The sequence below is a fragment of the Moraxella sp. CTOTU47618 genome (genome assembly GCF_032017425.1).
Taxonomy (GTDB): domain Bacteria; phylum Pseudomonadota; class Gammaproteobacteria; order Pseudomonadales; family Moraxellaceae; genus Faucicola; species Faucicola tetraodonis.
Genome location: NZ_DALZPW010000002.1, coordinates 33,542 through 59,950, shown reverse-complemented (window position 1 = coordinate 59,950; position 26,409 = coordinate 33,542). Strand labels below are relative to the sequence as shown.

The following is a 26,409-nucleotide window of genomic DNA, read 5'->3' as shown; positions in this document are numbered from 1 at the left end:
ATACGATGGGGATTTTTTCAGATTTTGTATCGTTATTACAACAGTCGCAATGGCTGACGTTGATTATCGTAGCTTTATTGGGATTATGCGTGGGCAGTTTTTTAAATGTGGTGATTTATCGAACGCCTTTAATGATGGAGCAGCAGTGGAAGAACGAATGCCAGCTATTGCTCCATCCAGAAACCGTTATTGACAATCATGAATCCATTACCTTAAGCAGTCCTGCTTCTCGTTGCCCGCATTGTGGGCATTCAATACGTTGGTTTGAAAATATGCCTGTTGTTAGCTGGCTAATGCTAAAAGGGAAATGTAGTCAGTGTCATAACGCCATTAGTTATCGCTATCCGCTTGTAGAAATCATCACTGCTATTTTGTCTATGCTGGTGGTGATGAAATTTGGTGTTACTTGGCAAGCGCTGGCAGGATTGGCACTCACATGGACATTAGTGGCTTTGACAGGCATTGATTTTGATACCCAATTGTTGCCTGACCGATTGACATTGCCATTAGCGGGATTAGGCTTATTCGTCAATGCCTTTGGCTTATTTATTAGCCCCACAGCGGCTATTTTTGGCTATGTATTTGGGTTTTTATGCTTGTGGATTGTCTACCAACTGTTTTTGCTGATTACGGGCAAGCACGGGATGGGACATGGCGATTTTAAATTATTAGCAGCTTTGGGGGCTTGGCTAGGGCCTTTGATGCTACCCTTAATTGTGCTTTTATCTGCGTTTGTCGGCTCGGTTGTGGGTGTGATGCTGATGAAGCGCTCAGGTGAAAGCAAACCTTTTGCTTTTGGACCCTATATCGCGATTGCCGGCATGATAGCACTTTTGTATGGGCAACCAATAATGTCGTGGTATCTAGGCAAAATGTCATGAAGTCATTTATGGGTCAATTATCCGTGAATCAAGGAGGGGTGGCGATGTTGGTAGTGGGGCTTACAGGTGGTATCGGTAGCGGCAAATCACAAGTGAGCCGTTGGTTCGATGCGCATGGAATTGTTATTATTGATGCCGATGTATTGGCACGTGAAGTCGTTGCCAAAGATTCGCCAACGCTAAAAAAAATTGTCGCCAAATTTGGTGACTGGGTGATTGATGAGGCAGGTGAGCTTAATCGTCGTGCCATGCGAGAGCATGTATTTGGCAGTGCGCAAGCGTTAATGGATTTGGAACAAATTACCCATCCTGCCATTCGCAGCCGTGCCAAAGAATTACTAGCAACTGCACAGTCACCCTATGTAATTTTGGTAGCACCCTTACTGTTAGAAGCCTCTGAAGCAGGGTTAGCCAATCTGTGTGATCGAATATTGGTGGTTGATAGTCATGAATCCTTGCAGATTGAGCGCGCCAGTCAACGCGATGGTCAAACACCTGAACGTATTCAAAATATCATGGCAAATCAACTGTCGCGTCATGACAGGCTCAGGCAAGCTGATGACATTGTCGACAACAATGGTAGCTTAGACGATTTGTATTTAAAACTTGAACAGTTGCACCAAAAATATTTGGCAATGGCAGGGGTTAATTAGCTTTAACGATAAAAAGCCGTCTGATTAAGACGGCTGTTAAGATTGCGACAAGTTAAATTATGATTTTACCGATGAGCGTTGACGAATCGCGGTCAGTGTATCATCAACTAGTAAATCACCGTTCAAAAATACATCCTGCAACAAATTATTTTGCTCAGCAAGCTCATCTTCACGCAGCGTCATATAACTACCCTGACGTTTGACCAAGGCTAAACGCCCGCGTTTGCTGCGTTTGCTCACACTGGTAATCGGGTCTTTATACACGTCTCGCCAAAAACCGTCCACCCGTGCGCTGCTGGTCTTCATGGCAAAATTCAAGGTATCGCGGTTGACTTGTTGCAGTAGTCCGCCACCCATTCCAAAGGTGATATTATCACTACTAAATCCGGCTTTAATCACCGCATCAATAATTTTACTCATGCTGGTGGGATTTATACCATCACCTTGGATGAGTCGCACATAGCTAGGTAGTAGCTTATAGCCTTTTGAGTTGGTGGTAGTGCCAAATTTTGCTGCAAGGCGCTGCAGGGCTTCACGCACCACTTTAATCGGATCGCCACTGTCAGGGCGAATGACTAACGTGCCCCCTGTTTGCGCCACTTTTTCTTTTAGCTCACCGCCCCAGATATTATCGATGGCATTCCATAAGTCGTAGCTATCACTCACTACCGCAAAGGTTTTACCTTCACCGCCAAATTTGGCAATCATATTGCCATAGGCATCCGCTTCATGCTCACGACCCCAAGTGGTCATGGTGCTATGCTCTGCTGCGGGAATGGAAAAAGCCGTCATGTCATTTTGCATACCATACCAACGATTGGCAGCCACAATCGCACTTAAAGTATCCGTACCGGAAAAGTTAACCAAGTGGGCAAGCGCGCCAAGCGCAGCTGATTCAAGGCTAGACACCCCACGGGCGCCAAAATCATGCAATTTAAACGGTAGATTATTTAAGTTATCAGCCGATTTTTCCAAGCCTGCTTTGATGATTTGTTTACAATAATAAGAAAGGCTTGCCACAGTGCTAGGATACCAAATAGCGCGTAATAGGGTGGTCTCGATATAGCTCGTCAACCAGTAAAACTCAGGGTCAGTATTCACCACCTGACACAATACTTGACCCGTTGGTACCACCATGCCTTCTGGTATCGCTTGAATGCGAAGCGGTAATAGACCGCCATGTTTGGCGACTAATTGTCGCCAGCCTGCTTCATTAAACGGTACGCCATGAGCAGCAAGTAGCACTTTGGCTTCGTCTATATCAGCGTCGGTAATGGGTTTGGTAAGATACTGTTTTAAAAAAGCTTGTAGACCAAAAAATAGCACATTTTCAAAGTTGCTATTGCCGCCACGCGCTTCAATATAGCTAGATACGTACTCGGTATTTGGCGGGTATTGCAGCCAATGCGACGTCTTATAGCTATCGGTATTTAAAATAAAATTGTCAAAATTTTGACTAAACATCACAGAACTCCTCTGGTGATTGCTTGCGCAGGTTAAAACCAAACCGTCTATCAGTTTGGCAGGAAAAAATCAGAGACCGACCATTTTACAAATAATGGCATAATGGTCTTCAAACAGTTTATCGGCTTTTAATTCAGCCAAGGGTAGCCAAAACGCTTTTTTGGCATCATCGCCACCTTTCACCGATGGTAAGCCTTTGGGGTCGTTTTTGAGCACAAAGTAAAACGCTTGGGTGATGGTGCGACCACGAGCTGAGCGATACGGGTCATCAAAGGTATGTTGACTATGGCGCGAACCGCGCAGAACCGCTTCAGGCACTTTTAACCGAGTCTCTTCACGTAGCTCACGAATACAGGCGTCAAATAGTGTCTCTTTAGGGTCAATAAAGCCACCAGGCAATGCCCATAGTCCTTGACCTGGCATACCACGACGCTCCACCAATAAGATGTGTCCTGATTGAATGACCACCGCATCAACCGTCATAAAGGTGGGTGGGTAGGGGCTTGATTCCCATTGTTTTTTGTATTTATCAATGAAGCCAGCCTCTTCGTGTAAGCGTTTATATGCTTCGGTCTTTTTAAATGCCTTCATGACATCGGTTGTCGATTGCGGTACCGTATCGGTTAACGGATCGGCACCCAGCAAAAAGCCTTCGCGAATTGGCGTGGCAGACAACTCATGAAAATTGGGCACAGCCACCGACTGCCAATTTGGAAAAAGTGACAAGTAATATGATGAGCTGTCTTTTGAATGCCCAATTAGACCAATATTGGCGTTTAAATCGCCGGTAACCGACTTGACGCACTGCTGCACATATTGAAGCCATTTTGTATCATTGTATAAAGCATCATCCAAACCGACACAATGAATACGTTTGGCATCTTTTTTGTCAAAGGCGCCCAAAATCATTTGGCTACGTGCTTCGACACTAAAGCTATTGCGGATACTACTTGGTAAATTGGCAGAGCCGATTAGCATAATCACATTTTCAGCAAGCTTTAATGCTTCATCGACAACCGATTTATGACCTAAATGAAACGGCTGAAAACGCCCGATAAATACCAAATAATCATATTGATAACCTTTTTTATTTTTGGGTGTGCTAAAACGCCCTTTATCCTCGTTAAAGTCGTTTTTAGTAACCGTGATAGTGTCAGTCGTGTTATTTGGCATGACGCAAACTCCTTGCGAATGATAACGCCCTCGGTCTATCCAATAGCGTTTTGGTGATAAAGTTCGGTGATAAAGCATGTTTTTTTAACTATCTTGCCTAAACTTTCAACCAATGCCAAGTTATTTTTGGTTAAAGATAAGGACTAGATTGAAGTTTTAGCTTACCTAAAAAATATTGTGACGACCCTTGATAAGCCAAAAAACCACCCCCAATAAAATCCGAGTAAATTACTCAAGTTTATGCTAAAATATGGGTAAAAATTGATGACAAGCTAGGGTGACATATGAGCGATACAGAAAAAACCACAAATATCAAAATTACCGATTCAGCGCAAGGTTATCTGACTGAGTTGTTGGCAAAACAAAATACTGACGGCATCGGCGTACGTATTTTTGTTGAACATCCAGGCACGCCGCGAGCAGAATGCTGTATGTCATATAGCCAGCCAAATGAACACAATCCTGATGATTTAAAATTGGATTATGAGACATTCACCGCTTATATAGACACCCCGTCTATTCCTTATCTTGAAGATGCGGTGATTGATTACAATAAGGACCGTTTTGGCGGTCAATTGACATTCCGTGCGCCTAACTCAAAAGTGCCAAAACTGGGTGAAAATGCGAGCCTAGAGGAACGTATCAATTACGTGTTGTCTTCAGAAATCAATCCAAATCTAGCGTCGCATGGGGGTAACGTGCAATTGGTGGATTTGGTACATGAAGAAGGGGTTGGTATCACCGCAGTGCTCAAATTTGGTGGTGGCTGTCAAGGCTGCTCTGCAGTTGATATGACGCTAAAACAAGGGGTTGAAGTTTCGCTTAAACAGCAAATACCAGAATTAACCCAAGTGATTGATGAGACCGACCATACTTATACTGCCAATGCGTTTTATAAGTAAGGTGAAGAGATTGGCAAGTGATACTTAATTCAAGTGACACTTGATTAAAGAAAGGGTAATTCAAGAAAGGGCGTCATAAGAGGTCCTTTTTTATTATTAAATTATTATTAAATTTTACTCAATAAAAAACCCAGTGTAACACTGGGTTTTTTGGTTTAACGTATTGGCTTAATCGCGGTCTTCAACAGCCACAAAATCACGCTGGGTATAGCCAGTATATAACTGACGTGGACGACCGATTTTGTAAGGTGCAGAGTGCATTTCTAACCAGTGGCTGATCCAACCAGAAGTACGTGCTAAAGCAAAGATTACGGTAAACATAGAGGTTGGAATACCGATGGCTTTTAGGATGATACCTGAGTAGAAGTCAACATTTGGATATAGGTTACGCTCTTTAAAGTACGGGTCATTCAAGGCGATTTGTTCAAGCTTCATTGCAAGTTCAAGTTGTGGATCTTTGATACCAAGCTCGCCCAATACTTCGTCACAAGTTTCTTTCATCACTTTGGCGCGTGGGTCAAAGTTTTTATAAACACGGTGACCAAAGCCCATTAATTTCACTTCTTTACGTTTGACTTTTTCCATGAATTCGTCAACGTTGTCTACGCTGCCGATTTCATCAAGCATTTTAAGTACAGCTTCGTTGGCGCCACCGTGTGCAGGTCCCCAAAGAGCCGCAATACCTGCCGCAATACAAGCGTATGGGTTAGCGCCCGTAGAGCCTGCTAGACGTACAGTTGAGGTCGAGGCATTTTGTTCGTGGTCAGCATGTAAGGTAAAGATTTTATCCATCGCTTTTGCCAGGATTGGATTGACTTGATAGTTGACATCCGCTGGGGTTGCAAACATCATGTGTAAGAAGTTTTCAGCGTAGTTTAAATCATTACGCGGATACATGAATGGCTGACCATTGCTGTATTTGTAGCACATGGCGGCGATGGTAGGGACTTTTGCAATCAAGCGAATCGCGGTGATTTCACGATGGTCTTGTTTGCTGACATCAAGATTGTTGTGGTAGAACGCAGATAATGCACCCATCACACCAACCATAATCGCCATCGGATGAGCGTCACGGCGGAAACCTTCAAAGAAACGACGTAATTGGTCATTCACCATTGAATGTTTACGAACTTTTTCGTAGAAGTCAGCTTTTTGCTCAGCATTGGGTAGTTCACCATGAATGAGTGCATACGCAACTTCTAAGTATTCTGCTTTATCAGCTAATTGGTCAATTGGGTAACCACGGTGTAATAAGATACCTTTGTCACCATCAATGAAGGTGATTTTTGATTCAGTGGAAGCGGTTGACATGAAACCTGGATCGTATGTCCAAAAACCAGCTTGGGGTACGGCCTTAATATCGAGTACAGGATCGCCTAATGTTCCTTCAATGATAGGAAGCTCATAGTCCTGGCCATTGACGTGCAAGGTTGCAATATTGTCTTTCTCTGACATAAAATCCTCTCAGACGTGTAAAAAAAAGAAGACCTATACTTGCTCAAATGCATTGGCGCAATGACAAGGATAGGTGACTGCCCCGCCACACAGAGACGTGCAGGGCGACTTTAATAGCGAAAAAATAGCGAAAACCCAAAACTAAAACATATCTATATTAACAGCATTTTTGCCAAAAATGAAAGTAAATTTACGCCTTACGCGTACAAACAGTTAGTTATAATTAACAGGAGTTAGCTAAAACTATGCTCTCTGCTACTGACATTCTATCAACCCTTGATACGGTTAACTATCTAGAAGAGTGGGTGGCAAAACGCTGAATCTTATCAAATTATTTCTGAATTTTAATAGTGCGCTACAGTGGTTTGATAAAAGATGGTTTTTTTTCTGTTTTTGTTTGTATTTGTAATCAAAGACTCTTATAATTATAAAAATTTTACTGGTGGCTAGCTTTGTATTATTAATATTTGCTAAACATAATTTACTTTTTAGCTTTGTGATTTAACAAAATTAAAAAGTAAATTGTGTGTGGCTTTTTGTCGATTATTAGTTTGTAATTTATTAGTTTTTAATTGTGAGATACGATTAGATTCGCGGCTAATAACTATCTATTCTGTGAATAATCCAAAGTACGCTAGCTATTCCTTATCTTCGATTTACCTGTTTTTTGACAGGCTATGTGATTCATCAAACCCTGCAAGTGATTTGAAGTTCGTGCTTGATATTTTGGATATTGGCATAGCAATAACACAGGTAAGTTATAACTGCGAATAAAGGATGCCCGCTGTGAAAAGCAACCGACCGATTGACCTTCCTTTAAGCCAAGTAATTAATGTTAATTCAAAAAACCCAATTGCTTTGGCTTCAATTACCCACCGTGTTTCTGGTGTGGTGCTATTTCTCCTAATTCCTGTGATGTTATGGATTTTTCAAACGTCGCTTGCCAGTGCTGAAGGCTTTGCAGATATTTTTACGAGCCCCTTGGTGAAGTTTTTGGCTTGGATCTTTGTGGCTGCATTAGGCTACCATTTTGTGATGGGTTTCAAACATTTATTTGCCGACATGGGCATGAATGAAGAATTAAACAGTGGTCGCACTGCGACATTCATTGGCTTTGTACTTGCAGCCCTTTGGGTTGTGGGTTCATTTGTATGGGTGATGTTCTAATGAAAAGTGCAACAGGTTTAACAGGCTCAGGCTCTCGCGATTGGGTGGTACAACGTATTAGTGCGGTTGTATTGGCAGTTTATTCATTGGTAATGTTGGGGTGGTTCTTAACCCACCAACCAACGTTTGAATTATGGCAAGGCTTTATGCTAAGCCTACCGATGCGCTTATTTACGCTATTGATGATACTAGCATTAGTGGGTCATGCGTGGGTAGGGATGTGGACTGTATTAACAGACTACGTTAAGTCAAATGGTTTACGTTTTGTGCTGCAATCTGCCATGATTCTTGCAGTCTTGGTTTATTTATTTTGGGGCGTGATGATTTTCTTCTAAACATCCTGTTAGATAAATTTTGTTAACGTATTTATCGATTTTAACTTCATCGCTTTTTAAGCATTTATGTGGATAAAATCGAACCATCATTTAGGAAATTAAAGCAATGGCAACAAAACAAGACAACACCATTAGCAATATTCAAACCTTAACCTTCGATGCGGTTATCGTTGGCGGCGGTGGCTCTGGTATGCGTGCGTCGCTACAATTGGCGCGTGGCGGTATGAATGTTGCGGTATTAACCAAAGTGTTCCCAACGCGTTCTCACACGGTTGCTGCACAAGGTGGAATTGGCGCAAGTTTGGGTAACATGAGTGATGATAACTGGCATTTTCACTTTTATGACACCATCAAAGGGTCTGACTGGTTAGGTGACCAAGACGCCATCGAGTATATGTGCCGTGAAGCACCAAAAGTGGTATATGAACTTGAGCATATGGGTATGCCATTTGACCGTAACGCGGACGGTACGATTTATCAGCGTCCATTTGGCGGTCATACTGCCAACTACGGTGAAAAAGCGGTGCAACGTGCGTGTGCGGCAGCTGACCGTACAGGTCATGCGTTATTGCATACCTTGTATCAAAAAAATCTTGAGCAAGGCACAGAGTTTTTTATTGAGTGGATTGCGCTAGATTTGGTCAAAGATAGCAAGGGCGACATTAACGGTGTTATCGCACTAGAGCAAGAAACAGGTCGTGTCGCGGTATTTCAAGCGAAAACAACTGTCCTAGCAACGGGTGGTGCAGGTCGTATTTTCGCTGCGTCTACTAATGCCTTTATTAACACCGGTGACGGCCTAGGTATGGCAGTGCGTGCCGGTATTCCACTCCAAGATATGGAATTTTGGCAATTTCACCCAACAGGCGTTGCAGGTGCGGGCGTATTATTGACCGAAGGTTGTCGTGGTGAAGGTGCGTTACTTCGTAATAAAGATGGCGAAGCCTTTATGGAGCGTTATGCGCCAACCCTAAAAGACTTGGCACCGCGTGACTTTGTATCACGCTCAATGGACCAAGAGATCAAAGAAGGCCGTGGTTGTGGTCCACAGGGTGATTATGTGGTACTTGATATGACGCACTTAGGTGTGGATACCATCATGAAGCGTTTACCATCGGTTTATGAAATTGGTAAAAACTTCGCGAACGTTGACATTACCAAAGAGCCAATCCCAGTTGTACCGACTATCCATTACCAAATGGGCGGTATCCCAACCAATATTCATGGTCAGGTTGTCATGCCAGATCTTGAGGCAGGTACGGATGCGGAAGGTTTATACGCCGAGCAAAAAATCGTGAAAGGCTTATATGCGATTGGTGAATGTTCATGTGTATCCGTTCACGGCGCCAACCGTCTAGGTACTAACTCATTACTTGACTTGGTAGTATTTGGTCGTGCAGCGGGTCAACATATCATTGATGAGTTCCACGCCGCTGACCGTCATGACTATGAGCCCTTATCACCGCGTGTTCTTGACAAAACCTTGGCGCGTTTGAATGTGTTACAGCAATCTACTCAAGGGCTAAATGCGCAAGATGTGGCTGATGAAATCCGCCGTACCATGCAGCAACATGCAGGTGTATTCCGTACCCAAGCGTCAATGAATGAAGGCGTAAAAAAAATCTTGGCACTTGAAAGCCAGGTCAATAGTCTTCACCTAGCTGATAAATCGCAAGTGTTTAATACCGCACGTATTGAAGCGCTTGAAGTGGCGAATCTCTATGAAGTTGCCAAAGCGACAATGATTTCAGCTTCCCTGCGTCAAGAATGTCGTGGCGCGCACACCGTCGTTGACTACGAACGTGCGGCAGATGATGCGTATGCCCCGCTTGGTCGTAATGACCATGAATGGATGAAACATACCCTTTGGTTCTCTGAAGGTAACCGTGTTATCTATAAACCTGTTCGTAAGAGCCCACTGACTGTAGACTATGTTGAGCCAAAAGTGCGTACATTCTAATTAATATTTTTTTGGTCTTTGCAAACTATTGTGAAGACCCTATCAACCAATATCATAAACGTGTGGAGTTTAGCATTATGAGCAGAGGTACTCGCACCATCGAGATTTTCCGCTACGATCCAGATAAAGACGCAGCACCCCGTATGCAGACATACCAAATTGAGCTTTTAGACTCTGACCGTATGTTATTAGACGTACTTGTCCGTTTGAAAAAAATGGACGAAACCATCAGTTTCCGCCGTTCGTGTCGCGAAGGTATTTGTGGCTCTGACGGTATGAACATCAATGGTAAAAACGGTCTATCATGTCTTATTAACATGAACACGCTACCACAAAAAATTACTTTACGCCCGCTACCTGGTTTACCTGTGGTGCGCGACTTAGTGGTAGATATGAACCAATTCTATGAGCAATATGAAAAAGTTCATCCTTACTTGATCAATGACCAGCCAGCACCACCGACTGAACGTCTACAATCACCTGAAGACCGCGAAAAGTTAAACGGTCTATATGAATGTATTTTATGTGCGTGTTGTTCAACCAGCTGTCCATCATTCTGGTGGAACCCAGATAAGTTCTTAGGTCCATCAGCCTTGTTGAATGGCTACCGCTTTGTGGCAGATAGCCGTGATACTAGCACACAGGAGCGTTTAGCACGTTTAGACGACCCATTTAGCTTGTTCCGTTGCCGTGGTATCATGAACTGTGTGTCGGTTTGTCCAAAAGGCTTGAATCCTAACAAAGCGATTGGTCACTTACGTAACATGCTGTTAGACCAAGCAGGTTAGTACCACAGTTTGGTGACAAAAAAGCTCTGTATCGACAGGGCTTTTTTTATTGGGATGTGATAAATTCATAGTAATTGGCTATCTATTAATTAAAGTAATAAATCATATCCCAATATCATAATATTTTTTATACCTTTTCAGCCTAATGAATGAGATAAATTATCATGAATTTTGTATAATATACGATAGGTATCTATAGGGAATATTCATTTAGGTTTTCTAAGGAAGGAGAAAACTAACTTTCACATTACTCTTCTTTTACTACCATTTGATAGCTATTTCTCCACACGCCAAGCGGCGTGAGTTGCTATATTTAGTAAATGAATGGTAACTATTACCTTAACAAAATTTTTTGTTAATTATAAAAATGCTAGGCTATTCCCTAAAATTTTTATTTCCACCTTTAAATACTACAGTAGAAAGAATCATGGCTAACCAAAACCAAACTTCTGTCTCATCTGCTCAGTTTACCGAACTGTCAGCAGATAACGCAGTCTATCTTGAATCACTCTATGAACAGTATCTTCAAGATCCACAAAGCGTTGATGAAAAATACATTCCTTACTTTGCGCAGTTTGCCAAAGATGATGATAAAAACGCCCTTCACCATACTATCCAAGACCAATTTTTGCTATTAGCTCGCAATACCACTGCCCACAAAGTTACTGGTCAATCAGCGGTAGGCGCTGTCAGCCCTTCTGAAATTCGCGAATTTGCGGACAACCAAATGGGCGTGCAAAAACTGATTACCAGTTACCGCCGTCGTGGTCATCGTATTGCTAATCTAGATCCTTTAGGACTGATGCCACGTCCAGAAGTTGAAGAATTGACTTTAGCTTACTATGGTCTTTCTGAAGCGGATTTAGACACTGTCTACCCTGTCAGCGACCTAAATATCGGTAAAGACAAAGCCACACTGCGTGAAATTATCCAAGTGTTAGAGCGAGTTTATTGTAGCAGCATTGGTGCAGAATATTTCCATGTGACCACTGCCAAAGAAAAACGCTGGATTGAAAAATACCTAGAGCAAAATCTTGGCTATGTCAAATTTGACAATGAAAAACGTAAATCTATCCTTGAGCGTTTGACAGCAGCGGAAGGATTAGAAAAATACTTAGCGCGTAAATATACCGGTGTGAAACGTTTTGGTCTTGAGGGTGGCGAGAGCTTTATCCCAATGGTCAATGAGATAATTCAGCGTGCGGGTGAAAACGGTACCAAAGAAATGGTTATCGGTATGGCGCACCGTGGACGTTTAAACTTATTAGTGAATATTTTGGGTAAAAACCCCAAAGATTTGTTTGATGAGTTTGATGGTAAAAAACAACCGACCGTGGGTTCAGGTGACGTAAAATACCACAATGGTTATTCATCCAACGTAATGACACCGGGCGGCGAAGCACACTTAGCCTTGGCATTTAACCCCTCGCATCTTGAGATTGTATCGCCTGTATTGATTGGTTCAGTGCGTGCCCGCCAAGTACGCCGTCAAGATAAAACCGGTGATGCCGTTTTGCCAATCGTGGTACACGGTGACGCTGCGTTCGCCGGTCAAGGTGTCAACCAAGAAACTTTCCAAATGTCACAAACCCGTGCCTACTCAACAGGTGGTACGCTGCATATTATTATCAATAACCAAGTCGGTTTTACCACCAGCCGCTTAGAAGATGCGCGTTCAACTGAATACTGTACCGATATTGCTAAAATGGTACACGCACCGATTTTTCATGTAAACGGTGACGATCCAGAAGCGGTAGTATTTATGGCGCAGCTTGCCCACGACTATCGCCAAACTTTCCATAAAGATATCGTGATTGATATGTACTGTTACCGTCGTAACGGTCACAATGAAGCGGATGAGCCTTCCGCCACTCAGCCACTTATGTATTCGGTCATCAAAAAACTGCCAAGTACTCGTGAGCTATTTGCCAATAAATTAGTTGCCGAAGGCATTATTAGCAAAGCTGAAAGTGTGGCTTTTGAAGATGACTACCGTGAGTCGCTCGATAAAGGCGAATATGTTGCTAGCGCACTCGTGCGTGAGCCAAATAAAACGCTGTATGTAGATTGGACACCTTATATTGGTCATAAGCTTGAAGACAATTGGGATACGGGCGTTGATATCAATCAATTAAAAGCGTATGGTGAGAAAATGGCGCAAATGCCAGAAGGCTATGAGCTACAACGCCAAGTGCAAAAAGTGGTTGAGCAGCGCAAAGCCATGCAAACCGGTCAAGAGCCATTGAACTGGGGCGCGGCAGAAACCTTGGCTTATGCGTCACTGGTCGAAGAAGGCTACCCTGTGCGTATCACGGGTGAAGATGTGGGACGTGGTACTTTCTCGCATCGCCATGCAGAACTGTTCAACATGAAAGACGGCAGTATGTATGTCCCGCTTGCTAACCTGAGCCCTAACCAAGCACGCTTTGACACCTTTAACTCATTGTTGTCAGAAGAAGCGGTATTGGCGTTTGAATATGGTTACGCAACGACAGTACCCAATGCGCTAGTGATTTGGGAAGCGCAGTTTGGTGACTTTGCCAATGGCGCACAAGTGGTCATTGACCAATTTATTTCTTCAGGTGAAACCAAATGGCAACGTCTTTGTGGTTTGACCATGCTGTTACCACACGGCTATGAAGGTCAAGGTCCTGAGCACTCATCAGCGCGCCTAGAGCGTTTTTTGCAGCTATGTGCTGAAGATAATATGCAAGTAATTACGCCCACAACTCCGGCACAGATTTTCCATGCCCTGCGTCGACAAGTGGTTCGCCCAGCGCGTAAACCGCTGATTGTGATGTCACCAAAATCACTGCTACGTCATAAATTGGCGGTGTCAACGCTTGAAGAGCTTGCGCAAGGTCAGTTCCAAACCGTGATTCCAGAGATTGACCAACTTGATAATAACCAAGTGACGCGTTTAGTGTTGTGTGGCGGTAAAGTATATTATGACTTGCTTGAAAAACGTCGTGAATTGGGTCTGAACCATGTGGCGATTGTGCGTATCGAGCAGCTTTATCCATTACCTGAAGCACGTATTTTGGAAGAAGTGGCAAAATATCCAAACCTTGAAGGTATTGTTTGGACACAAGAAGAGCCACGTAACCAAGGTGCTTGGTACTATCTAGCACCGCACTTATTCCGTTTGATTGCACCGCCAAAACCAGCGACTCGTCCCACCAAAGCCTACTTGCTTGAGCCAGTGGCTCGCCCTTCATCGGCCGCACCTGCTGCAGGTTCGATGCAAATGCACGTTGCCCAACAACAAAAAGTTATCAACGAAGCATTGGGTTTGCCAAAGAATGAAGATTCAACCGAAGATAAGCTAGAAGCTAAAGCGGAAATCGCAGAAAAACAAGCGACTGACTAAGCGTTTTAAAGGATTAGTACTTAATAGATGCGTACTAATCCTTCTTGGTTTTTGGTATAGGCAATTGCGCCGAGTGCTAAGACAACAATGAATTTAACCCATTAAAAATGAAAGAATGTGAAATTAACTAGGAGTTTTCCATGAGTGAGATTAAAGTCCCCGTTTTCCCAGAATCCGTTGCTGACGGTACAATTGTTGCTTGGAATTTTAATGAAGGCGATCAAGTAAGCCGTGACGCTGTATTGTGTGAAATCGAAACCGATAAAGTTGTGATGGAAGTGGTGGCACAAGCTGACGGCGTGCTTAGCAAAATTCTCAAACAAGTTGATGACACAGTGCTTTCTGCTGAAGTCATCGGTGAGCTGACTGAAGGCGCAACCGCGGCTGCACCAGCCAGCCAACCTGCTGAAACCCAAGCACCGGCTGCCCAAGCTGAAGCCGCGCCTGCAGCTGCACAACAAGCGCCTACCGCTCAAGCGACTGCTGAAGCAGATTATAAAGACCAAAGTCCAGCGGTTCGTAAAGCCGCGAATACCACAGGCGTCAATCCTGCAGACGTTGAAGGTTCAGGTCGTGGCGGTCGTGTGACCAAAGAAGACATGGCAAACCCAACCTTAAAAGCCAACAATGCAATTAAAGCAGACAACGGTCAAGTGGTTGCCAATGCAGTCGGTCAACGTGCAGACAAACGTGTGCCAATGACACGTTTACGCGCCCGTGTTGCTGAGCGTCTGTTAGCCGCTACCCAAGAAACTGCAATGTTGACGACGTTTAACGAAGTGAACATGAAACCTATCATGGACTTACGTGGTGAGTTTAAAGAGCGTTTTGAAAAACGTCACGGTGTGAAACTAGGCTTTATGTCATTGTTTGTAAAAGCCGCCACTGAAGCGTTAAAACGTTTCCCAGCAGTAAATGCCTCTATTGATGGTAGCGATATCGTTTATCATGGTTATTATGATGTGGGTGTTGCGGTATCGAGCGACCGTGGTCTTGTGGTGCCGGTATTACGTGACACTGACCAAATGGGTATGGCAGATATCGAACGTGCGATTGGTAACTATGCATCAAAAGCGCGTGAAGGTAAATTAGGCATTGAAGACATGACGGGTGGTACCTTCACCATTACCAATGGTGGTGTATTTGGCTCATTGATGTCAACCCCAATCATCAATCCACCACAAACAGCGATTTTGGGTATGCACGCGACTAAAGAACGCCCAATGGCGGTTAATGGCGAAGTGGTAATTCTACCTATGATGTACTTGGCATTGTCGTATGACCACCGTTTAATTGATGGTAAAGAAGCGGTACAATTCTTGGTCACGATCAAAGAATTGGTTGAAAATCCAGCGATGCTACTTCTCGATTTATAATAAAAAAAGCCTGTATTGGCAAAGGTTGATACAGGCTTTTTTGTTTAACAACTTTAACAATAACAATTCAAATTTTTGGTGAAGATTATGAAAGAAAGCTATGATTTGGTAATTATCGGTGGTGGCCCTGGTGGTTATGAAGCAGCTATCCGTGCAGGCCAATTAGGTATGAGCGTGGCTTGTATCGAAAAACGTATTAATAAAGGTGAGCCAGCGTTAGGCGGTACCTGTTTGAACGTCGGTTGTATTCCTTCAAAAGCATTACTAGACAGCTCACATCGCTATGAAGCAACAAAACATGATTTAGCCGACCACGGTATCACCACAGGTGAAGTGGCGATTGACATCAGCAAAATGTTAAGTCGTAAAGACGCTATCGTTAAACAATTAACCGGTGGTGTGGCTGCATTGTTAAAGGGTAACGGTGCTGATTGGCTACAAGGTACAGGTAAATTACTTGATGGTAAAGGTGCGGATAAACAAGTTGAATTTACTCCATTAGATGGTTCTGCGCCTACCACTATTACCGCTAAAAATGTGATTTTGGCCTCTGGTTCTGTGCCTATTGATATCCCTGTTGCCCCGATTGATAACGAATATATCGTTGATTCAACCGGTGCGTTAGACTTTACCGAAGTGCCTGCGCGTCTAGGCGTCATTGGTGGTGGTGTAATCGGTCTTGAACTGGGTTCGGTATGGCGTCGTTTAGGTAGTGAAGTTGTGGTATTTGAAGCCATGCCAGAATTTTTAGCAGCGGCGGACAAAGCCGTGAGCAAAGAAGCGGCAAAACTACTAAAAGCCCAAGGCATGGATATCCGTATTGATACCAAAGTTACTCAGGCTCAAGTAGAAAACGGTAAGGTACTTGTATCGTTTGATGCTAAAGGTCAAGCAGGACAGGAAACCTTCGATAAACTCATCGTTTGTGTGGGTCGCCGTGCTTATAAAGAAAACTTACTTGGCGAAAATTCAGGGGTAGAGCTTACTGAACGTGGTTTGGTAGCGGTAAATGACTTCTGTCAAACCAACCTTGATGGCGTATATGCAATCGGTGACTTGGTGCGTGGTCCAATGCTAGCGCACAAAGCGATGGAAGAAGGCATGATGGCAGTTGAACGTATTCATGGTGAAAAGGTTCAAGTCAATTATGACACCATTATTAGCGTAATTTACACACACCCAGAAATTGCATGGGTGGGCTTGACTGAAGAACAAGCCAAAGAGAAAGGTCATGAAGTCAAAACAGGTCAATTTAGCCTAGCTGCGAATGGCCGTGCGTTAGCTGCTGGTGAAGGCCAAGGCTTCATCAAAGTGGTTGCCGATGCCAAAACTGATCGTTTATTGGGTATGCATGTCGTATCAGCGGGTGCAGGCGATATCGTTCATCAAGGCATGATTGCGATGGAATTCGTATCAAGTATTGAAGACTTGCAGTTGATGACGTTTGCTCACCCAACCATTTCTGAAGCAGTACACGAGGCGGTGCTATCAGCGGATGGTCGTGCGATTCATGCGATTCAACGTAAGCGCAAATAACTTAGTTCACAAGTAACTTGACTCACAAGTAACTTAGTTTACAAGTAAATGGGCTAATTAGTTTATGCGTCAATAGTTTGGATAAAGCAGGTGAGCTAACTAGATTATCAAACATGTTAGCTCACTGTTGACCACAATATTCAAAAATAATTTTAAAACAATGTAAACCAAAACCGAGAGGATAAATTCATGAATTTACATGAGTATCAAGCCAAAGAATTATTAAAAAGCTATGGACTGCCCGTACAAGAAGGTATCATCGCTAAAAATGGCGACGAAGCCGCAGCAGCGTTTGACAAAATGGCGGGCAACGCCGGTGCCGTGGTTGTTAAAGCCCAAGTACATGCCGGTGGCCGTGGTAAAGCGGGCGGCGTAAAAATCGCTAAAACGCGTGAAGAAGCCAAACAAATTGCTGAAGAATTAATTGGTAAAAACTTGGTAACTTACCAAACTGACGCCAACGGTCAACCTGTTAACAGCGTACTTATCGCCGAAGACATGTACCCAATCGCAACTGAATTGTACTTAGGTGCAGTCGTAGACCGTTCAGCCCGTCGTGTGGTATTTATGGCGTCAACTGAAGGCGGTGTTGAAATTGAAAAAGTTGCCGAAGAAACCCCAGAAAAAATCTTGAAAGTAGAAGTTGACCCACTGGTGGGCTTACAACCTAGCCAAGCTCGTGAAGTCGCTTTCAAACTGGGTCTAAAAGACAAACAAATCAACGAATTTGCCAAATTGATGACAGGGGCTTATAAAGCCTTTACGGAAAATGACTTTGCGTTGTTTGAAATCAATCCATTAGCGGTTCGTAAATCTGGCGAATTAGCCTGTGTTGACGCCAAAATCGGCATCGACTCAAATGCCCTTTATCGCCTACCAAAAGTCGCTGAACAACGTGACAAATCACAAGAAAATGAGCGTGAATTAAAAGCCTCAGAATTTGACCTAAACTATGTTGCGCTTGAAGGTAACATCGGCTGTATGGTGAATGGCGCCGGTCTTGCGATGGCAACCATGGACATCATCAAACTATATGGCGGTCAACCTGCTAACTTCCTAGACGTAGGCGGCGGTGCGACCAAAGAACGTGTGGTTGAAGCGTTTAAATTGATTCTTGAAGACAAATCAGTCCAAGGCGTACTCATCAATATTTTCGGTGGTATCGTACGTTGTGACATGATTGCTGAAGCGATTATCGAAGCGGTAAAAGAAGTCAACGTCACCGTACCTGTGGTTGTGCGTCTTGAAGGTAACAACGCTGAAAAAGGTGCGCAAATCCTACGTGATTCAGGTCTTAAATTAATTCCTGCTGAAGGTCTTTCTGAAGCCGGTCAAAAAATTGTTGATGCGGTTAATAATGCCTAATTAAGAAATTATAGGTATGAGCGAGTAGGGCTATGTGCCCTACTGGTTAATCGTTTACATCAAACATAAAAAGTAAAAGGAAAAACAATGAGCGTATTAGTTGGAAAAGACACTAAAGTATTAGTGCAAGGTTTCACAGGTAAAAACGGTACTCTACACTCAGAGCAATCAATTGCTTATGGTACCAACATCGTTGGTGGTGTTACCCCAGGTAAAGGCGGTACAACCCACCTTGATCGTCCAGTATTCGATACCATGGATGAAGCAGTAACAGCAACGGGTGCCAATGCCTCTGTTATCTTTGTACCAGCACCATTTGTATTGGACTCAATCGTTGAAGCGATTAACTCTGGCGTAAAATTGATTGTGGTCATCACCGAAGGCGTACCTACCCTAGATATGCTAAAAGCCAAACGTTACTTAGAAAACGTCAACGCTGACCTACAAGCCAAGGGCGAAGAAATCATCCGTATGGTAGGTCCAAACTGTCCAGGCGTCATCAGCCCAGGTAAATGCAAAATCGGTATCATGCCAGGTCATATCCACCAAGAAGGTAAAGTCGGTATCATCTCACGTTCTGGTACATTGACTTATGAAGCGGTTGCCCAAACCACTAAACTTGGCTTTGGTCAATCAACCTGTATCGGTATCGGTGGTGACCCAATCCCAGGTATGAACCAAATCGACGCATTGAAATTGCTTCAAGACGACCCACAAACCGAAGCGATTGTATTAATCGGTGAAATCGGTGGTACGGCTGAAGAAGAAGCGGCTGCATATGTCAAAGACCACGTGACTAAACCCGTTATTGGTTATATCGCAGGTGTCACAGCACCAAAAGGTAAACGTATGGGACATGCCGGTGCGATTATCTCAGGTGGTAAAGGTACAGCGGAAGAAAAATTCAAAGCCTTTGAAGAGGCTGGTATTGCTTATACCCGTGACCCTTCAAAAATCGGTGAAAAAGTAAAAGAAGTCACTGGTTGGTAATCATCCGCTATTTTGGCTAATCAAAAGCAGATAATCATTGGTTTATCTGCTTTTTTATTATCCGCTGGTGTTAGCAAACGCTGGTGTGAGAAAAACACCCTCAATCAATTTTAATAATGCGTTTAAAATATTCGGGCAGATAAAATATTTGCCATAAAAATATGTTAAGCTTGATATAAACTATTTGAACAACTTGTTTTATTGAGAGTCACTATGTCGAAAAAAATCACTCACGCTGTTATTCCTGTGGCAGGGTTTGGCACGCGTATGTTACCACTATCAAAAGCAGTGCCAAAAGAGTTACTACCGCTTGGCAATAAGCCTGCCATTCAATATGTCGTTGAAGAAGCGATTGCCGCAGGTTTAACCAATATTGTTTTGGTCAATCATGCGCAAAAAACTGCCATTGAAAACTATTTTGACATCAATAGCGAGCTAGATACCCAGTTACGGGGTAAAGGTAAAGCAGCGCTAGCAGATAGTTTAAACTGGCTACCTGCAGGGGTCACGGTTACCAGTGTGCGCCAAGGCAAACCGTTAGGATTAGGGCATGCTGTGTTGCAAGCCCGTGCCATTGTAGGTGATGAGCCATTTGCTGTACTATTACCCGATGTGATTTTGAACCCCTATAACACTGACTATACTCAGCAGAATTTAGCCTACATGCTACAGCAGTTTGCCAAGCAGCAGCATTCACAGATATTGGTTGATCCAGTGAAAGAAAGTGATATTTCTAAATATGGTATTGCCAAGCTAGCCAGCACACAAATGGTAGCAAAGTCTGAACAAAACCAGTCGTTTGCTGTGACGGGTTTTGTGGAAAAACCCAAAGCTGAGGACGCGCCTTCTAATTTGGCTGTCGTTGGACGCTATGTGTTTAATAATGCTATTTTTGATTATCTAGCGAACACGCAGCCAAGTGTGGGTGGGGAAATTCAGTTGACCGATGCCATTGATGCGCTTATTAGCACGCAAGGGGTAGATGTGGTTAGCATGGTGGGTAACAGCTTTGATGCAGGTGACATGAATAGCTACTTACAAGCCGTGGGTTACTTTGCCACTCAATTGGGCATTGAAGCGTTTCAACATACAGCAAATTAATATAGGGTCATAGGCGAATGTCAACCGATACAAGTGCGAATCGTACATGGCAAACACTGTCTACTCAAGCAGATAGTATGGCCACGCTTAATCAATTGTTTAGCCAACAATCCAATCGCGGCTTACAGTACCGTGTTGCCGCATGCGACATGATCATGGATTTTAGTAAACAAAAAATTGATGCGGCTGTGCTCAGTAATTTAATCACACTGGCAAATGAGCGTGAGTTAGCGCAAGAAATCCATCGGCTGATGACAGGCGAAATCGTGAACGATACTGAGCATCGCCCTGCACTGCATACCGCGTTAAGACAGCCGCAAGGTGAGCAAGTTTGGGTCGAAGGTATCAATGTCATTGAGCAAGTGCATACCAGCTTACAAAAAGCGGAAAAGTTGGTGGAGCGGATTCGTAATGGGGTCTGGCGTGGTTATTCTGGTCAGGCAATCACCGATGTCGTGAATATCGGCGTCGGCGGCTCAGATCTAGGGCCAGTGATGGCAACAACGGCATTAAAAGAATGGACAGATACCCCTATCAGTGTACATTTTGTCTCCAATATGGATGGCACCCAGCTCGATAGTTTGCTCAAGGTATTAAATCCGCAAACCACGCTGTTTATTATCTCGTCGAAATCATTTTCCACCATTGATACGCTGTCCAATGCCAAGACGGCGATGTCATGGTTGTTAGCCAGTCATGATAACAAAGCCACTATTTTGCGTCGTCATTTTATTGGGATTTCTACCAAAGCCGATAAGATGTCAGAATGGGGTATTCATGTCGATAACCAATTAATGCTCTGGGATTGGGTTGGGGGTCGATTCTCCATGTGGTCGGTGATTGGACTGGCGATTGCCATAAAAATTGGCATGCACAATTTTTATGAATTGCTAGCAGGTGCCTATGCGATGGATCGGCATTTTGCTACCGCCGATTTTGCTCAAAACATGCCTGTGTTGTTAGGGCTACTCGGTGTTTGGAACAGTACGTTTTTACACATTAACGCCCATACGGTGTTACCTTATGATGGTCGGTTATCTTTTTTCCCCAATTACTTAACCCAGCTTGAGATGGAGAGTAACGGTAAATCTGTTAATCGCCAAGGTGAGGCAGTGACTTACAGTACTTGTCCGATTTTGTGGGGTGATATTGGCTCCAATGCTCAGCATGCGTTTTATCAGTTGCTCCATCAGGGCACACAGGCAGTCAGTTGTGATTTTATTGCCCCAATCAAACGCTACGCAGATGCCCAAACAATCAATAAAAACTTGCTTGAGCAGCATGGACTTTCGCTTGCCAACTGCTTAGCGCAAAGCCAAGTGCTGGCGTTTGGCAATGCCGCCATCAAAGACAGCAATAGTGGTATGGATAAATTCAAACATTATCGCGGCAATCAGCCGTCAACGACCATTCTACTTAAACAGCTGACCCCAAGAACGTTAGGGTCATTGATTGCGCTGTATGAGCACAAAGTATTTGTTATGTCAGTCATTTGGCAGATTAACCCATTTGACCAGTGGGGGGTTGAAGTGGGTAAAGTGATGGCTAATGCCGTCTTTGATGCCTTAGTATCAACGCAAGAATTATCGCCGCAACAAGCGCAGCCATTTGATAGCTCAACCAATCAGTTGCTAAATACCATTAAAACAACCTTTGCAAGCTAATGATAGATAGGGATAAAAGAAGAAAACAATGACAAAAACTGTATATGTAATTGGCAGTACCAATGAATCAATCAATGCTTGTATTTTGCTTGCCACCCTTCAATACCAAGTTAGGCTATTGACCGACGACGATAGCCTTCAGCAGGTCATGAATGATTACCAGTTTGATCGGCAGATGGTGCTGCTGTGGCAGTTGTACCAATCTCAAGGCAACATCGTTACCCAGCCTTTGCCAACCCATGATTTTTCAGCCTATGTCAACGCAGATGATATTTGGTTGTTTGTCGATGGCGTATCAGCGCAGGCGCTTGACCAATTTGGCTCATTTCATTTTAACCCCACTACCCAGATTATCATTAGCGGTGTCAAAGCCATTGGTGAGATTGAACAATTCGCCCGCAAATTGACAACTACTTGGGTTTATTATCTTCCCTTTATTTTTATGAAAGATGGGGCGAATTTTAGTTCTTTTTTCCAAGCCGATTTGGCATTGATTGGTGAAAAAACGCAAGGCAGTAGCGCGCACAACAACATTTTGCTGTTTTTTATTGAAAAAAGTGACAAGCACTTTATTACCGATATCAAAACGGCAGAATTTGCGCGCAGTAGTATCATGGGAATGCTAGCAACACGCTTGTCTTTCATGAATGAAATGGCGCGTCTCGCCGCCAGTGAACAGGTCAATATCAAACAAGTCGAGCAAATCCTTGGGCTTGATAAACGCATTGGTAAAGATTATCTCAAAGCAGGTTGGGGATTTGGTGGCAAGTCATTGCCCCTAGAATTGGATTTTTTGATTGATAGTTTTAAGCATAACCAAGTGGAGACGTCGTTGCTCGAGGCGGTAAAATCCATTAATGAAGACCAAAAAGAACTGATTTTCCGTGAATTTTGGCAATATTTTGATGGCTTTATCGAAAATAAAACGGTGATGATTTGGGGCTCAGGCTATCGTAATGGTACCGGACGCACCACCCATTCAGCGTTTCATCCACTGATTAAATTATTATGGTCATACAATATCAAGACGATTGTGTATGCCAACAATACCAAAGAAGAATTGTTAGAGTTATACGGTAATCATCCGCTGTTTTCATTGACCGACGATGCCTATGCGCCGCTTACGCAAGTGCAAGCGTTGTTTATTGTCAACTGGTCGCTACCGATCAAGCCGGATATCAATCGCTTAAATAACATTGCATTACCCATTTTCGATGCAAAAAATACGTTAACCGAACCACAAATTCAGCAGCTCGTTGGTTTTTATACGGGTATAGGCTGTAAAAAATAGGCAAAACAATGATAAATCAAAGCAAAAAAATCTTAGTGACTGGCGGTGCAGGCTATATCGGCTCACATACGTTAATTGAGCTAATTGCTGCAGGATTCACCCCCGTGGTGTATGATAATTTATCCAATAGTAGTCCAGCCTCGCTGGCGCGCGTCCAGCAAATTGTGGGGCAGTCCATTGAATTTATCGAAGGCGATATTTTGGACACACAGCTGCTTGCCAAAACCTTTGCTGCCCATGACTTCACTGCGGTGATTCATTTTGCAGGGCTAAAGGCGGTCGGTGAATCGGTTGCCAAGCCACTGTGGTATTATCAAAATAATGTCGCAGGCACGCTCAATCTACTCGATGCGATGACGCAAGCCAATGTCAAAAACTTGATTTTCTCGTCATCAGCAACCGTGTATGGTGACCCAGAAGCCTTGCCGATTGTCGAATCCTCACCGCGTTCTGCGACCAATCCGTATGGGCAAAGCAAGCTGATGATTGAACATATGCTTGAAGATTTGGCAAAATCAGATAACCACTGGCAATTAATTTCACTGCGCTATTTTAATCCCATTGGTGCCTACCATACCGGAACCATAGGTGAAAATCCCAATGGCATTCCCAATAATTTGATGCCGTATGTCAGCCAAGTGGCAGTGGGTAAGCTGCCGCAATTAAGCGTGTTTGGCAATGATTATGATACCGTGGATGGGACAGGCGTGCGAGATTATATCCATGTGGTCGATTTGGCAAAAGGGCATGTCGCCGCTTTACAGTATTTGCAACAGCAAACCCAGCTCGGATTTGAGCCGATTAACTTGGGTACAGGTAAAGGAACATCTGTATTACAATTGGTCAATGCCTTTATCAAAACCACCGGTCAACCCGTGCCTTATAGCATAGCGCCAAGACGACCTGGCGACATTGCCAGCTGTTATGCCAGTAGTGATAAAGCAAAGAGTCTGTTGGGCTGGCAAGCTGAGTTTGATATCGAGCGTATGTGTGCTGACACCTGGCGTTGGCAAAGCCAAAACCCTAATGGCTATGACGATTAGGCGCTCCTTTAATACTGGCGATGGCGAGTATTAACGACGGTTTTATAACCGTCTTTTTTATGGCTAGGTTTTATCAAAGATAAGCATTTTTATCATAAAAACCCAGTCAAGTTTATGATTTTACTTGACCCTAGGCTGGCTTCAGCGATAATAGAGGGTTAGATAAATTATGATTTTTATGTGTTTTCACCCTAGCGATTGTTTAGCGAATTTCTTTTTTCTTATTGTCCCATTGAGCCTGTTATGACCATTAGCGCACCTGAATTTATCCATGAAACCGTTTTGCTAAAAGAAACGGTGGCAAGTGTGCTCAATGTAACTGTAGCGCAGCTAGAAACAGGAGCCATCAAAAAAACGGGCACCTTTGTCGATGCGACATTTGGACGCGGTGGGCACAGCCGATTGCTGTTAACTTATTTGGATAAAGACAGTCGTCTGCTCGTATTTGATAAAGACCCCCAAGCCATACAAACGGCGCAAGCATTGGCAGCCAGTGATGCGCGCGTGATAGTGATTCATGATAGTTTTGCCAAACTGCAAGACAATCTGCAGCGATTAGGAATTGAACAGGTCGACGGGATTATGGCAGATTTGGGCGTGTCCTCACCGCAGCTTGATGACGGTAGCCGCGGCTTTAGCTTTATGCGCGATGGGGCGGTGGATATGCGCATGGATACCAGCCGTGGCGAATCGGTCGCCCAATGGTTAAAACGCGTGGATGAAACCGTGCTTGCAGATGTGCTGTATAACTATGGTGAAGAACGACACAGCCGCCGTATTGCAAGGGCAATCAAACAAATGGAGCACTATGATTCTACCCTAGCCCTGGCAGAAACCATCAAGCAGGCGCATCCCAATTGGCAAAAAGGCAAGCACCCTGCCACCCAAAGTTTTCAAGCCATGCGTATTTTTATCAATAATGAACTCGGTGATATCGATAGCTTCTTGGATCAATCGCTCATGGCGCTTAACGTAGGGGGACGCTTGGCGGTGATTAGTTTTCATTCGCTAGAAGACCGTATCATCAAGCAGTTTTTGCAAAAACACAGTAAAGGTCAATATCCTGAAGACGCCAATTTGCCGATGCCACCCAAACGCCCCAAACTGCTATCTAAACCTGAGCGGGTCGCCCCGTCGGATAGTGAAATAAAAACCAACCCGCGCGCCAGAAGTGCGTGGCTTCGGTCAGCAACCCGACTGTAAAGATAGCCGTTTTTGTAACATGATATTTATAACAAACAATAAAAAGCGATTGCATTAACCAAACTTAGATGGCTTGCGTTATAATGACTTGTTTTATCTTGATACCCTGCTCTTTGATATAAAAAGCTCTTTGATATAAAAATGCCAAAATCTCAGCCCCTGCCTCCCATGACGAGTAACCCCATGTCAAATGGCCGCGATAACCAAAATTCGCTCAAAAAAACGCGTCTTTTCTCCGCCAAAAATAACGACGCAACGGTAAAAAATAACACGACGATGAAAAAAAGCAGTGAAGGCTTGGGTGCCAGTATTAGCGAGATGCTCGATACCGAGTATCGCGGCGTTAGTCTATATACGGTTGCGATGATGCTATTAGTGATTGCGATTTTGTGGACAGGGGTGAGCGTCGTCGAGCAAATCCAAACTTATCACCAACAATATGGCGAGCTGCAAAAACTCAAAAAACAATTTCGCCATCTGCAAATGGAACACCAACGTATGCTGATTGAGCAGCAAACCTTTAGCGCTACCCCGCAAGTGACCAACCGCGCGGTGACTGAACTCAATATGTTTTACCCTAACTTGTCCGATCGTATGATTATTCACGACAACAAAGTCACGGTATTTACTAGTGACGCCAGCAGCAACGAGTCAAACACTCCAGCTATCAATCCAGAAACGCAGCATTGATG

At 43.8% G+C, this 26,409-nt stretch carries 21 protein-coding genes; 18 read left to right on the top strand and 3 right to left on the bottom strand.

Annotated elements, in window-relative coordinates; genetic code table 11:
• The first annotated feature begins 5 nt into the window (after positions 1-5).
• Both RTS09_RS02465 and coaE read left to right on the top strand, forming a co-directional pair.
• The gene (locus tag RTS09_RS02465; RefSeq protein WP_312534028.1) at positions 6-881 is read left to right on the top strand and encodes a prepilin peptidase; all 876 of its coding nucleotides are present in this window, start codon (positions 6-8) and stop codon (positions 879-881) included.
• The gene (gene coaE / locus RTS09_RS02460) at positions 878-1,534 is read left to right on the top strand and encodes a dephospho-CoA kinase (RefSeq protein WP_312534025.1); all 657 of its coding nucleotides are present in this window, start codon (positions 878-880) and stop codon (positions 1,532-1,534) included. Before RTS09_RS02465 ends, coaE begins: the two co-directional genes overlap by 4 nt.
• A 57-nt stretch (positions 1,535-1,591) precedes the next feature.
• On the opposite strand, the gene RTS09_RS02455 is transcribed toward coaE, so the two are convergent.
• Both RTS09_RS02455 and RTS09_RS02450 read right to left on the bottom strand, forming a co-directional pair.
• Positions 1,592-2,998: a nicotinate phosphoribosyltransferase gene (locus RTS09_RS02455; protein ID WP_312534022.1), complete on the bottom strand. Its 1,407-nt coding sequence runs from the start codon at positions 2,996-2,998 to the stop codon at positions 1,592-1,594.
• A 69-nt stretch (positions 2,999-3,067) separates the two neighbouring features.
• A complete protein-coding gene (locus RTS09_RS02450; RefSeq protein WP_312534020.1) occupies positions 3,068-4,171 on the bottom strand; it encodes a bifunctional nicotinamide-nucleotide adenylyltransferase/Nudix hydroxylase in 1,104 nt (367 codons plus the stop codon).
• Positions 4,172-4,455: 284 nt separating this feature from the next.
• On the opposite strand from RTS09_RS02450, the gene nfuA reads away from it, so the two are divergent.
• The gene (gene nfuA, locus RTS09_RS02445; RefSeq protein ID WP_007115071.1) at positions 4,456-5,073 is read left to right on the top strand and encodes a Fe-S biogenesis protein NfuA; all 618 of its coding nucleotides are present in this window, start codon (positions 4,456-4,458) and stop codon (positions 5,071-5,073) included.
• A 168-nt stretch (positions 5,074-5,241) separates the two neighbouring features.
• Here the strand turns inward: nfuA and gltA are convergent, their stop codons facing one another.
• Positions 5,242-6,528, bottom strand: coding sequence for a citrate synthase (gene gltA, locus RTS09_RS02440; protein WP_050324880.1), 1,287 nt, complete (start codon positions 6,526-6,528; stop codon positions 5,242-5,244).
• A gap of 777 nt (positions 6,529-7,305) precedes the next feature.
• Here gltA and sdhC point away from each other — a divergent pair.
• The 15 genes from sdhC to ftsL all read left to right on the top strand — a co-directional run bounded on the left by sdhC (position 7,306) and on the right by ftsL (position 26,407).
• Positions 7,306-7,695 (top strand): succinate dehydrogenase, cytochrome b556 subunit, encoded by a 390-nt coding sequence (gene sdhC / locus RTS09_RS02435; RefSeq protein WP_100274133.1) that lies wholly within the window; start codon positions 7,306-7,308, stop codon positions 7,693-7,695.
• Entirely contained in the window at positions 7,695-8,030 is a 336-nt protein-coding gene (gene sdhD, locus RTS09_RS02430) for a succinate dehydrogenase, hydrophobic membrane anchor protein (RefSeq protein ID WP_036594948.1), read from the top strand. The genes sdhC and sdhD overlap by 1 nt, the downstream gene beginning before the upstream one ends.
• A 97-nt stretch (positions 8,031-8,127) precedes the next feature.
• Positions 8,128-9,990 (top strand): succinate dehydrogenase flavoprotein subunit, encoded by a 1,863-nt coding sequence (gene sdhA, locus RTS09_RS02425; protein ID WP_219331998.1) that lies wholly within the window; start codon positions 8,128-8,130, stop codon positions 9,988-9,990.
• 77 nt (positions 9,991-10,067) lie between these two features.
• The gene (locus tag RTS09_RS02420) at positions 10,068-10,778 is read left to right on the top strand and encodes a succinate dehydrogenase iron-sulfur subunit (protein WP_312534017.1); all 711 of its coding nucleotides are present in this window, start codon (positions 10,068-10,070) and stop codon (positions 10,776-10,778) included.
• A gap of 427 nt (positions 10,779-11,205) precedes the next feature.
• Positions 11,206-14,148 carry a 2-oxoglutarate dehydrogenase E1 component gene (locus RTS09_RS02415; protein WP_312534014.1) on the top strand — a complete coding sequence of 981 codons (2,943 nt, stop codon included), beginning with the start codon at positions 11,206-11,208 and terminating at the stop codon, positions 14,146-14,148.
• A gap of 140 nt (positions 14,149-14,288) precedes the next feature.
• Positions 14,289-15,524 (top strand): 2-oxoglutarate dehydrogenase complex dihydrolipoyllysine-residue succinyltransferase, encoded by a 1,236-nt coding sequence (gene odhB / locus RTS09_RS02410; protein WP_050324883.1) that lies wholly within the window; start codon positions 14,289-14,291, stop codon positions 15,522-15,524.
• 87 nt (positions 15,525-15,611) lie between these two features.
• Positions 15,612-17,060, top strand: coding sequence for a dihydrolipoyl dehydrogenase (gene lpdA / locus RTS09_RS02405; protein ID WP_050324884.1), 1,449 nt, complete (start codon positions 15,612-15,614; stop codon positions 17,058-17,060).
• A 189-nt stretch (positions 17,061-17,249) separates the two neighbouring features.
• Positions 17,250-18,425, top strand: coding sequence for an ADP-forming succinate--CoA ligase subunit beta (gene sucC / locus RTS09_RS02400; RefSeq protein WP_007115062.1), 1,176 nt, complete (start codon positions 17,250-17,252; stop codon positions 18,423-18,425).
• Between the two features lie 87 nt (positions 18,426-18,512).
• A complete protein-coding gene (sucD, locus tag RTS09_RS02395) occupies positions 18,513-19,415 on the top strand; it encodes a succinate--CoA ligase subunit alpha (RefSeq protein WP_007115061.1) in 903 nt (300 codons plus the stop codon).
• A gap of 213 nt (positions 19,416-19,628) precedes the next feature.
• Positions 19,629-20,516 carry a UTP--glucose-1-phosphate uridylyltransferase gene (locus tag RTS09_RS02390; protein WP_312534007.1) on the top strand — a complete coding sequence of 296 codons (888 nt, stop codon included), beginning with the start codon at positions 19,629-19,631 and terminating at the stop codon, positions 20,514-20,516.
• Between the two features lie 17 nt (positions 20,517-20,533).
• Positions 20,534-22,180: a glucose-6-phosphate isomerase gene (gene pgi, locus RTS09_RS02385; protein ID WP_312534005.1), complete on the top strand. Its 1,647-nt coding sequence runs from the start codon at positions 20,534-20,536 to the stop codon at positions 22,178-22,180.
• A 28-nt stretch (positions 22,181-22,208) separates the two neighbouring features.
• Complete coding sequence (locus RTS09_RS02380; protein ID WP_284035099.1) at positions 22,209-23,471, top strand: UDP-glucose 6-dehydrogenase; 1,263 nt, start codon at positions 22,209-22,211, stop codon at positions 23,469-23,471.
• A gap of 8 nt (positions 23,472-23,479) precedes the next feature.
• Positions 23,480-24,514: a UDP-glucose 4-epimerase GalE gene (galE, locus tag RTS09_RS02375; protein WP_312533997.1), complete on the top strand. Its 1,035-nt coding sequence runs from the start codon at positions 23,480-23,482 to the stop codon at positions 24,512-24,514.
• Positions 24,515-24,757: 243 nt separating this feature from the next.
• Entirely contained in the window at positions 24,758-25,717 is a 960-nt protein-coding gene (rsmH, locus tag RTS09_RS02370) for a 16S rRNA (cytosine(1402)-N(4))-methyltransferase RsmH (RefSeq protein ID WP_312533994.1), read from the top strand.
• Between the two features lie 141 nt (positions 25,718-25,858).
• Positions 25,859-26,407: a cell division protein FtsL gene (gene ftsL / locus RTS09_RS02365; protein WP_312533992.1), complete on the top strand. Its 549-nt coding sequence runs from the start codon at positions 25,859-25,861 to the stop codon at positions 26,405-26,407.
• The last annotated feature ends 2 nt before the right edge of the window (positions 26,408-26,409 follow it).

What these genes read in the sequence shown, in the direction of transcription:
- RTS09_RS02465 (WP_312534028.1), top strand. Translation starts at nt 6, where the DNA reads ATGGGGATTTTTTCAGATTTTGTATCGTTATTACAACAGTCGCAATGG.
- coaE (WP_312534025.1), top strand. Translation starts at nt 878, where the DNA reads ATGAAGTCATTTATGGGTCAATTATCCGTGAATCAAGGAGGGGTGGCG.
- RTS09_RS02455 (WP_312534022.1), bottom strand. Translation starts at nt 2,998, where the DNA reads ATGTTTAGTCAAAATTTTGACAATTTTATTTTAAATACCGATAGCTAT.
- RTS09_RS02450 (WP_312534020.1), bottom strand. Translation starts at nt 4,171, where the DNA reads ATGCCAAATAACACGACTGACACTATCACGGTTACTAAAAACGACTTT.
- nfuA (WP_007115071.1), top strand. Translation starts at nt 4,456, where the DNA reads ATGAGCGATACAGAAAAAACCACAAATATCAAAATTACCGATTCAGCG.
- gltA (WP_050324880.1), bottom strand. Translation starts at nt 6,528, where the DNA reads ATGTCAGAGAAAGACAATATTGCAACCTTGCACGTCAATGGCCAGGAC.
- sdhC (WP_100274133.1), top strand. Translation starts at nt 7,306, where the DNA reads ATGCCCGCTGTGAAAAGCAACCGACCGATTGACCTTCCTTTAAGCCAA.
- sdhD (WP_036594948.1), top strand. Translation starts at nt 7,695, where the DNA reads ATGAAAAGTGCAACAGGTTTAACAGGCTCAGGCTCTCGCGATTGGGTG.
- RTS09_RS02420 (WP_312534017.1), top strand. Translation starts at nt 10,068, where the DNA reads ATGAGCAGAGGTACTCGCACCATCGAGATTTTCCGCTACGATCCAGAT.
- RTS09_RS02415 (WP_312534014.1), top strand. Translation starts at nt 11,206, where the DNA reads ATGGCTAACCAAAACCAAACTTCTGTCTCATCTGCTCAGTTTACCGAA.
- odhB (WP_050324883.1), top strand. Translation starts at nt 14,289, where the DNA reads ATGAGTGAGATTAAAGTCCCCGTTTTCCCAGAATCCGTTGCTGACGGT.
- lpdA (WP_050324884.1), top strand. Translation starts at nt 15,612, where the DNA reads ATGAAAGAAAGCTATGATTTGGTAATTATCGGTGGTGGCCCTGGTGGT.
- sucC (WP_007115062.1), top strand. Translation starts at nt 17,250, where the DNA reads ATGAATTTACATGAGTATCAAGCCAAAGAATTATTAAAAAGCTATGGA.
- sucD (WP_007115061.1), top strand. Translation starts at nt 18,513, where the DNA reads ATGAGCGTATTAGTTGGAAAAGACACTAAAGTATTAGTGCAAGGTTTC.
- RTS09_RS02390 (WP_312534007.1), top strand. Translation starts at nt 19,629, where the DNA reads ATGTCGAAAAAAATCACTCACGCTGTTATTCCTGTGGCAGGGTTTGGC.
- pgi (WP_312534005.1), top strand. Translation starts at nt 20,534, where the DNA reads ATGTCAACCGATACAAGTGCGAATCGTACATGGCAAACACTGTCTACT.
- RTS09_RS02380 (WP_284035099.1), top strand. Translation starts at nt 22,209, where the DNA reads ATGACAAAAACTGTATATGTAATTGGCAGTACCAATGAATCAATCAAT.
- galE (WP_312533997.1), top strand. Translation starts at nt 23,480, where the DNA reads ATGATAAATCAAAGCAAAAAAATCTTAGTGACTGGCGGTGCAGGCTAT.
- rsmH (WP_312533994.1), top strand. Translation starts at nt 24,758, where the DNA reads ATGACCATTAGCGCACCTGAATTTATCCATGAAACCGTTTTGCTAAAA.
- ftsL (WP_312533992.1), top strand. Translation starts at nt 25,859, where the DNA reads ATGCCAAAATCTCAGCCCCTGCCTCCCATGACGAGTAACCCCATGTCA.